1 protein-coding gene is annotated in these 1,220 nt (G+C 66.3%); it reads right to left on the bottom strand.

Going from position 1 to position 1,220, the window contains the following annotated elements:
* Positions 1-267: 267 nt before the first annotated feature.
* Positions 268-1,026 (bottom strand): WXG100-like domain-containing protein, encoded by a 759-nt coding sequence (locus tag AC0Z36_RS29710; protein WP_485466187.1) that lies wholly within the window; start codon positions 1,024-1,026, stop codon positions 268-270.
* Positions 1,027-1,220 lie beyond the last annotated feature (194 nt).

The raw sequence follows: 1,220 nt of genomic DNA on the forward strand, positions 1-1,220 counted from the left end.
GTGCATGCCGCCGCCGGCGGTGTCGAAGTGGTCGGGGGTGAGCTGGAAGCCCTGGCCGCCCTTGGGTGGCGGTCCCGCCGGGGCCGTGCTGCCCGGCTTACCGGGCGCGCCTGGTGTGGTCTTGCCCGGTGGTGTGGTGAGGTCCGGGCCTTTTTTGCCGCCCGGTGGCTTGTGCGCGCCGGAATCCGGCGGCGCGGGGCTCTTCTCGGGTCCCTTTGTCGTGCGGCCCCGAATTCGGCGGACCGTGCGGGCCCTTGCCGTGCTTGCTCACAGCGCGGCGGCCTTGGTGCCCTGCGTTTCGAGGACGTTGAGAATATTCGAACCTCCGGCACCCGTCAGCCCACCGCCGGCGGAGGACAGATTGAGGTTCACGTTGCCGTTCGGCAGGGCGTTCTGGCCGGTCTTTATCCCGGTGTTCGCCGCACCGTTGACGTCGTAGCCGTCGCGGGCGCCCAGCAGGTTCTCCACACCCTGCATCAGCATCTCGTTGGCGGCGGCCTCAAGCCCGGCGATGATCGGGTCGGTGACGAGGGCCACCGCCTGTTCGATCAGCTCCTCCTCAAGTTCCTTGAAGATCCGCTTCACGACCCGGCGGATGACCTCACGTTCGGCGAGTCCGGCGAGGGCGGAGAACCCGAGTGTGATCACTGAGGCGGCGATGGCCGCGGTGATCGCGGCGGCCAGGATGCCCAACTGGATCAGCGCCTTGGCCTTGGCGCCTTCGATGATCAGCGCCGCGGCGTCCAGCGATTTGGCCAACAGGCGAGCCCCGTTGGCCAGATCGTGCAGATGGCTGCTGGCGAGCTTCTTGTGATGGACCTCGAAGGCTTCGGTTATCCGCCCGGAGTTGTCCGAGAGCACGTATGCGGCGGCGGTCAGACTGTCTTCCTTCGCGCCGTCGACCTCCGTGGCGAACTCCCGGTAGGCGTCGGCCATTTCGCGGAAGTCGTCCTCGTCGATGTTCGGCCAGTCGATACCGGCGACATCCGCTGCCTTGTCCAGCCACTCGGGAATCGTGGTACCCATGTGCGACCTCCACAGCTTTGACTGCCCCGTAGTCCCCTGGAGCCCGCAGGTCCCAGGAGACAAAGTCGCGGCTGAACTTACCTTCGAGTACTGGTCAGTGGACAGTCTGACTGCGTGTCAGTGGCGCAGATCACACAGATTGGCCACTGGTGCGGCTGCCGGGAATGATGGGCGACATGCACAAGGAAGACGCC

Source organism: Kitasatospora sp. UYEF31 (assembly GCF_057291755.1).